The organism is Streptomyces sp. 5-10, from assembly GCF_014712245.1.
Taxonomy (GTDB): Bacteria; Actinomycetota; Actinomycetes; order Streptomycetales; family Streptomycetaceae; genus Streptomyces; species Streptomyces violaceusniger.
This window is the reverse complement of record NZ_JACVYG010000017.1, coordinates 164,699-172,184: the sequence shown is the minus strand read 5'-3', so window position 1 is coordinate 172,184 and position 7,486 is coordinate 164,699. Positions and strand designations below refer to the sequence as shown.

Genomic DNA, 7,486 nt, shown 5'->3' with positions numbered 1-7,486 from the left:
CCGCCAGGTGCAACGCCGGCGCCGACACGACCTCGGCGTACGCGCTCGCCGCCCGCGGGAACAGCGGCATCCCGAACACCTCGTCGCCGGGCCTGAACCGCCACGTCTGCGGCGCCTCCTCGACCACGGGGGCTGGGGCTCGGGCGCGTCCACGATGGTGAGCACCTCGGGACCGCCGAGCCTCTGCCGGGTGCCGGTCGCCCATAGCGACTGAGGCCCCTGCCAGGGCACTGAGTATCCTCTCGGCCGCTCCTCGGTATCGGCCCGGCCGCGCTCGGTCTGCAGGCTCTCGATGCGTTGGACGATCTGCCACATCGGGGTGCTGGCCCTGGCCACGACCACGAGCGTTTCACCGGTCTCACTCCAGGTGCGGTCCAAGCGGTCCAAGAGGTCAAGCGCTTGGTCCACGGCGGACGCGACATCTCCGTCAGCGCCCGAACGCAGCCAGGTGCGCGGTCCGTAGTTGTGCGCTGCGAGCTGGCACGGGCGCAGCCGAACAGATCAGTCACCGCACTGTTACAGTCCGCTTGCCCCGAGTGCGGGGACACGACGGAAAACAGAATGAGGGGACCAGAGTTGCGCATACGACTGAGACGGATGATCGCGGCGATCGGGGTGGGGCTCGCGCTGGCCCTGACGCCGATCACGGGGACCGCGGTGGCGCAGGAGACGGGCACCATGGCCGTGACTGACATGGACTTCACCCCGTCCGTAGTGGACGCGACGCCTGGCGGCCAGACCGTCACGCTCCGCTGGACGATGACGGACACCACCCCAGAGACCGACGGCATGAGCGCGCGGGTCTACCTGCACCGCCAGGGCGCGACGGCCGGCACCTACCTGGGCGTGTCGCTGGTCGGGACCTATGACGTGGGCTCCTCTGGCCAGGACATCACCGTGGTGCCCGGTTCGACGCCTGAAGAGGCTACTTATGAGTGGACCCTGGCCGTTCCGCAGCACGCGGCCGGGACGTCGGTGACTTGGGCCGTTACCCGCTTACAGGCCTGGGATACCGAGGGCACCTCGCTGGACTGGGACGCCACCCGGCTGGGTGCTTTCCACAACACGTTCGAGGCGAAGACGCTCGCCGACACACAGGGCCCGACGTACGACGACCTCGTGGTGAACCACGAACGGGAGCCGTACGTCTACGTCGGCGAGGACTCGTCGAGCATGACCTACGATCTCGACGTGCAGGACCCCCAGGCCGGCATCTCCGGCGGCACCCTGACGGTGACCGGCCCCGGCGGGCAGCACCTGACCGGCTCGTTCGCGATCGATTGGACCTGGGACGCGGGCTACCAGGGGTGTGGCTACATCGAGTGGGGCCAGACGTACGCCGGGTCCTGCCGCGTGTCCGTGACCTTCCCCGCGCACGCGGCATCAGGCACGTGGGCCGTCTCGCAGGTCAAGCTCACCGACAACGCGGGCAACACCAGCACCTACAACAACCTCTCAGCCGCCCCCGTCCACGTCACCTCCAACGACGTGCTCTCCGCGGAGGGTTTCACGGCGACGCCGAACCCGGTCGACACCTGGCACGGCGCCCGGACGATCAAGGTCGGTTTCCGGCCCCACGGGGACCAGGGCGAGGTCGCGTCGGCGGTCGTGAACTCCGGCAGTGGCAACGGCTGCCGGCAGACCTCCACCACGGCGACGACCGCGGCGGACGGGACCGTCTCGGTGAAGTACGACGTGCCGCGGGGGGCCTTCACCTGCCACATCACCGGCGTGACCATCACGGACAACGCCGGGAACGTCGCCCTGTACGGCTCGGAGTTCGGCGCACCGGAGACCGGTCTGACGATCGCTTCGGCACCCGACACGGTGCTGCCCCAGATCGACCGGGCCACGCTCTCGCCCACCACCATCCCGGCAACGGACCACTTCACGGACCTCCGCCTCACCGTCAACGTCTCGGGCACCACCGCGGGTGTCAACGGCTATGACGTCTACCTGATCGACTCCTCGGGGCAGTGGATCCCGGCCGTGTCCGGCGGTACCTCACCGACCTTCAGCGGCCCGTTGACCCTCTCCTTCCCACTCCCCTCCGACGTGGCCCCCGGGACGTACACCATCGCCCTGCGCCTATCCGACCAGGCGCGCAAGTCCTCGTCCTTCGGTTTCCCGAACGGCACCCCGATGCCGGGTGGGCCGGTGACTTTGACGGTCACCTAGGTGCCCCGAAGTCTGAAGAGACCGCCCAGCATCGTCGGCCTACACGGCGACTTCATGCCGAGCGATGATCGCCCCGCGCCGGAACCCGGCTCCTCCCGATGCGGGACGAAGGCGCCATAGCATCACCGAGAGGTGCCCGGTCTCGCTGCGAGGCCGGGCACATCGGACCGAACGGTGGATCGGTTGGGCGACGCGAGAAGGCTTCAAGAGTCCCGACGTTACGTCACAAGGAAGCGCGCAAGGCGAGCGTGCCGCTGCGTGCCCGTCAGGCGTCGAAACGGCCGCGTGCACTCTCGATGTGACGGAGGTGCTGGTGGGTCCAGCCGCATATGACATCGACCGCGGTACGCAGGGCCCGGCCCGGCTCGGTGAGGGTGTTACTCCACTCGCGGCGGCACGGTGGGGTGCACCGTCCGGTCGACCAGGCCGTTGCGCTCCAGCATGCGCAGATTCTGGGTGAGCATCTTGTGACTGACGCCCTCGACCTCGTTCCGCAGCTCGCTGAAACGCAGGGTGCGCTCGCCGAGCGCCTCGGTGATCAGCAGCGCCCACTTGTTGGCGACGTCCGAGAAGATCTCCCGCGCCAGGGAGTCCGCGCGCCGCAGATCAGCGTCCTCGGGCAGGCCCTGGAGCAGCTGCTTGGTCACCATCAGGTTCCTCAGTCACCGAAAAGTGCGTTCTTCCAGGTCGGCTGTCACTCTCCTATGGTTTCCGAGTAACCACAAGAGAGCAGATCGGAAGGGCGAAAACCGTGGCCACCATTGATGTCTTCACCTACAACGTGCCGGCCGAGAGCGACTTCGGCTACTCACAGGCGATCAAGTCCGGCGATCTGATCCACGTCTCCGGACAGCTCTCGTTCGACGAGGCGGGCGAGTTCCTCCACGCGGGCGACTTCGCCGCCCAGCTCAAGCAGACCTACGCCAACATGGACAGGGTCCTGGACCACTACGGCGCCACCCGGAACCAGGTCGTCTCGCAGACCGTGTACGTGGTGAACCTGCGGCAGAACGCCGCGGCGACGGCGGAGGGCAACCGGGCGTACTTCGGCGACCACCGCCCGGCCAGCACGGTCCTGGGCATCACTGAACTGACCTTGCCCGGCCAGGTCATCGAGATCAGCTTCGTCATCGACACGAAGCTGCCCGCTTGAGTCCGCCTCCTCGCACGTCGCACAGCCCTCTGGGGTCACCGTTCGTTCGGGCCCGGGTGCTGGCCGAGCCGGTAGGAGCGCCGACGTCCTCGAGGGCGTCCGGCTACGTGAGCGGCGTCGGCGCCTCCACCTGGTCCGGTGGGGCTTCACGGGGCTGTTCGGCTGCGGAGCCTCGGTGATCAACGGCCGCTCGATGAGCCTGCATGCTGCCGCCTGGTCAGCCAGGCGGCAGCATGGGTGGCCAGGCCAACATCGAAGACGTCCAGCAGGCCGGCGCTGCGCAGGACATGGCGCTCGTCGGCGGTGAGGTCGGACAGGGTGTGGGTGATGGGGGAGGGGAAGGGGTGGTCGAGGTCAGCGGGGGTGGGGTACGGGCCGGTGTGGCGGATCTCCAGGAAGCATGCGACCGCCGCGTCCGGGTGGAGCGGCAGGCCGCGCGCCTTACCGGTAATCGGTGGCTGTCGCGTCCTTGCCGCCGAAGACGACGTCCCGGAAGTAGCCGAAGGCATCCGGCCGGGAGCCGTCCACGTCGGTGGAGCCGTAGACCTTGGCCAGATCCCCGCTGAAGACGGACTTGCCGTTCCACCGCGCCCGGTCCGGGTCGGCGGCGAGCGCGGCGACCGCGCGCCCGACGAAGTGCGGTGATTCGGCGATGGCGAAGTGCGGCTCCTTTCCCCGTCGCGTAGACGGTGGCCCCGGCCGCCCCCAGCTCGACGGCCATCGCCCGGCCCGCGCCGCGGGTCGCCCCCCGCGACGATTGCGGGGGCGCTCGGGAAGGCCGGTCGTGGTCCCGTGAGGATGGGCGAGACGGGTCCGGTCAGTGCCACCGACGCCTACCCTTCGGGCCGACAGTCGTCGCGGATGAGCAGGTCCCGCAGTGCGATCTCGAACTCCGCGTCGTTCGTGGCGCCGATATCGGCCAGCATGATCCGCAAACGTGTCAGCATGTCGGACCGGTCCCACTGTGTTCGGGCTGAACGGAGCAGCCGCCAGGGCCCGTGGATGAGGCCACCGCCGGCCAGGACGGTCTGGGGGATGGTCCTCGGCGGGGAGGCGTATGTCCGCTCGGCTTTCGGACGGCGCAGTGGCTGGTACCGCCGGGTCCTGCGGCACGCGGACACGGAGGTGGAGGTGGAGGTGGCCGGGGTCCGGCTGTCCGTCACTCTCCAACCTGTGGTGGACGACCCCGAACTCGTCCAGCGCGTCTCCGGTGCCTACCGGGCCACGTACGGGTTGGGCCGACCCGGCGAGGCCGCGGCCACCACCATGCGGCTAACGAAGGTCGGGCAGGTTCCGCAGCTGCCTGCGTGAGGCGAGCCCAAGCTTGCGGAAGATGTTGCGCAGATGCGCGTCCACCGTCCGCGGGCTGAGGAACAGCTTGGCCGCCACTTCCTTGGAGGTGGCGCCGTCCGCGACCAGCCGCGCGATGTGCACCTCCCGCATCGTCAGCTGGTCCGATGCCTTCGACGTGCGGCTGCGGGCCTGCGCGCCCGTGGCGCGCAACTCACCGGCGGCGCGCTCGGCGAACGCCTCCACCCCGAGGTCGGTCAGTGACTCGTGCGCCAGCCGCAACTCGGACCGGGCGTCACGCCGTCGGCCCTGCCGACGCAGCCACTCTCCGTACAGCAGATGTGCCCTGGCCCGGTAGACCACCAGGGCGCTGTCGTCGAGAAGGCCGATCGCCTCCTGATAGGCGGACTCGTCCTCGGCTACCATGGCCCGCGCATAGGCCTCGACACCCAGCCCCCAGGCCTGCCGACCCGCCTGCGTGCGCTCTTGGAGGGACGCGAGGGCCGCGGCGGCGAGTTCGGCCTCGCCGCACCGCACGGCCGCCTCGACCAGTTCGGGCAGGGCAAGGCCCGCCGTGCCGACAGCGCCGTACTCGACCGCCTGCTTCGCCGCCTCCAGCGCGGCCGGGTAGTCGGCCAGACCGTTGTTGAGCACGGCCGTCGCCCACGGCACGCTGAGGCTCATCCGGTGATCCACCGACGCGAACAGTTCGACGGCCTCCTCGCGCCGCCCGCGCATCGCGGCCAAGTGGAGGCGCGGGTGGACCAGCGGTGCCGCGCCGGTGGCGTCGGCGATCGCCTCCTCCTCGGAGATCAGCTCCATCGCGGCACCGAAGTCGCCTGCGTGGACGGTCGCCGTGGCCTGCATGGCCAGTCCGATGGGCAGCGAGTGGAAGGAGCCTGACTCGCGGCCCGCCGCGACGGCACGAGTGGCGATGCCGTACAAGGCATCGAAGTTCCACAGCTCGGTGGCCACCATGAAGCCCAGTGACGGCCGCTTGGCCCACACCTCGTCGTCGAGGTCGTCGACGACCGGCCGGAGGATCTCCCCAGCCGCCGGATACCCGTCGCCGACCAGGCTGATCAGGCCGGACAGGAGCGCGTCCGCGCTGGAGGCCGGCCCGTCCGGATCCGAAGAGGCCGAGGCCTTCCTGGCGGCCTTCACCACGTGGTCGAGGCCGCCGAGCAGAAGGCCCATCTCGATGGCGTCCAGGTAGCACTCCCGCGCCCAGGCACGATCGGTGGCCACCAGCCGGTCGGCGGCACGCAGGAGGTTCTCCGTAGGGCGTTCGTCGCCCCGGCGGCGGACGAAAGACAGCCTGCCGCGGAGCAGGTCGGCCCTGGCGGCCTGGCGCGGATCGTCCGTCGGGACGGTGCTGAGCAGATGGGCCGCCCTGTCGAAGTCGCCCACCGAGAGCTTGGCCTGGATCGCGGCGAGGGCCCGCTCGGCGCGACGGTCCGGGCTGATCGTGAGCGCGGCCGAGCGTTCGAGGAAGGCCGCGGCCGCGGCAACACCGCCACGTTCCTGGGCGCGGGTGGCGGAGGCTTCGAGCTCGGCGGCGACCTGCTCGTCCGGTCCGGCGCTGGCCTGGGCGCGATGCCAGGCCCGCCGGTCGGGGTCGGTGACCGGGGTCACGACGGCCAGCGCCTCGTGCGCCCTGCGTCGCTCGTCCGGCGCCGCGGCGCGGTAGGCGGCCGAGCGGGCGAGGGGGTGGCTGAAGCGGATCCGGGTGCCGAACTCGACCAGCGGGACGGACTCCGCGGCGGCGGGGTCGATGCCCAGCCGTTCGGCCGCACGCCACAGCAGGCCGGGGTCGCCGATCGGGTCGGCGGCGGCGACGGTCACCAGTTGCCGGGCCGGTGGCGACAGGACCTCCAGCCGGGACCTGAAGCTCTGCTCGATCATGTCGGGCACCGAGTCGGGCTGGGCGAATCCGCCCGCCATCCCGTCGAGTCCGGCGGTCCTGGGAAGCTCCACCAGCGCGAGGGGGTTGCCGCGCGCCTCGTCCAGGATGCGGTCGCGCACCCGCTCGTCCAAGGGAGCACGGAGCACCGCGGCCAGCAGCGCGCGGGCATCCGCTTCGCCAAGCCCCTGGAGGGTACAGCTGGGCAGCTCGTTCAGCTCGGGCAGGCGGGTCGGCTCGCGCGCCGCGAACACGAGGGCGATCGACTCGGCCGAGACTCGGCGGGCCAGGAAGGCAAGCGCCTTGGCCGACGCCTGGTCCAGCCACTGTGCGTCGTCGACGACGCACAGGAGCGGGCGTTCCCGCACGATCTCCACCAGGAGGCCGAGCGAGGCGACGCCGACCAGGAACGGATCGGGTGTGCCGGTGTCGAGGCCGAAAGCGATCTCCAGCGCCTTGCGGTGCGGCCCAGGCAACGCCGCCAGCCGGCCGGTGACGGGCGCGAGCAACTGGTGCAGCGCGGCGAACGGCAGCTCCATCTCGAACTCCGCGCCGGACGCCCGCATGACGACGAATCCGGTCGCGGCCTCGTCCAGATGCCGCAGCAGCGCGCTCTTGCCGATGCCCGGCTCACCGCGCAGCACCAAGGCGCCGCCCGAGCCCTCCCGTGCCGCTCGGAGCAGGGCGTCGAGCTGCCGTATCTCGTCCTGACGACCGATCAGCACATCCGTGTATGTCTCGAGCATGCCCGAAACCTATGCGGTCGTGAGCCGCCGGGGGGAATCCGGGAGAGACCCCAGTCGCAGACGGCCGCCCCGCTGTGGGCGTCCGGTCCGGCAGCAACGGTTCGATCCGCGCCCACTGCGCGTCAGCCAACGGCAACCCGGACCAACGAGCCACTGAACCGAACGGAACTGCCCAAGGGCCGTCCCGCAGGGGGCGCGTATAGGCAATGACCACCG

Annotated in this window: 5 protein-coding genes and 3 pseudogenes; 3 read left to right on the top strand and 5 right to left on the bottom strand. The window is 70.5% G+C overall.

Annotated elements, in window-relative coordinates; translation table 11 throughout:
- Positions 1-231 (bottom strand): annotated as a pseudogene (locus tag IEJ02_RS48735) (hypothetical protein); the annotation flags it as partial.
- A gap of 345 nt (positions 232-576) precedes the next feature.
- On the opposite strand from IEJ02_RS48735, the gene IEJ02_RS20980 reads away from it, so the two are divergent.
- On the top strand, positions 577-2,178 hold the full coding sequence (locus tag IEJ02_RS20980; protein WP_191066262.1) for a cupredoxin domain-containing protein: 1,602 nt from the start codon (positions 577-579) through the stop codon (positions 2,176-2,178).
- Positions 2,179-2,443: 265 nt separating this feature from the next.
- Here IEJ02_RS20980 and IEJ02_RS20975 read toward each other — a convergent pair.
- Positions 2,444-2,828: pseudogene (locus IEJ02_RS20975) on the bottom strand (winged helix-turn-helix transcriptional regulator).
- Between the two features lie 101 nt (positions 2,829-2,929).
- On the opposite strand from IEJ02_RS20975, the gene IEJ02_RS20970 reads away from it, so the two are divergent.
- On the top strand, positions 2,930-3,331 hold the full coding sequence (locus IEJ02_RS20970) for a RidA family protein (RefSeq protein ID WP_191066261.1): 402 nt from the start codon (positions 2,930-2,932) through the stop codon (positions 3,329-3,331).
- A 179-nt stretch (positions 3,332-3,510) separates the two neighbouring features.
- Here IEJ02_RS20970 and IEJ02_RS20965 read toward each other — a convergent pair whose 3' ends face one another.
- Both IEJ02_RS20965 and IEJ02_RS48730 read right to left on the bottom strand, forming a co-directional pair.
- The gene (locus IEJ02_RS20965) at positions 3,511-3,840 is read right to left on the bottom strand and encodes a hypothetical protein (protein ID WP_191066260.1); all 330 of its coding nucleotides are present in this window, start codon (positions 3,838-3,840) and stop codon (positions 3,511-3,513) included.
- A pseudogene (locus tag IEJ02_RS48730) lies at positions 3,773-4,003 on the bottom strand (SDR family oxidoreductase); the annotation flags it as partial. The gene IEJ02_RS20965 and the pseudogene IEJ02_RS48730, both read right to left, overlap by 68 nt.
- Positions 4,004-4,333: 330 nt before the next feature.
- Here IEJ02_RS48730 and IEJ02_RS20960 point away from each other — a divergent pair.
- Complete coding sequence (locus IEJ02_RS20960; protein ID WP_191066259.1) at positions 4,334-4,642, top strand: DUF2255 family protein; 309 nt, start codon at positions 4,334-4,336, stop codon at positions 4,640-4,642.
- On the opposite strand, the gene IEJ02_RS20955 is transcribed toward IEJ02_RS20960, so the two are convergent.
- A complete protein-coding gene (locus IEJ02_RS20955) occupies positions 4,604-7,270 on the bottom strand; it encodes an ATP-binding protein (protein WP_191066258.1) in 2,667 nt (888 codons plus the stop codon). The genes IEJ02_RS20960 and IEJ02_RS20955 overlap by 39 nt on opposite strands.
- Positions 7,271-7,486: the final 216 nt, after the last annotated feature.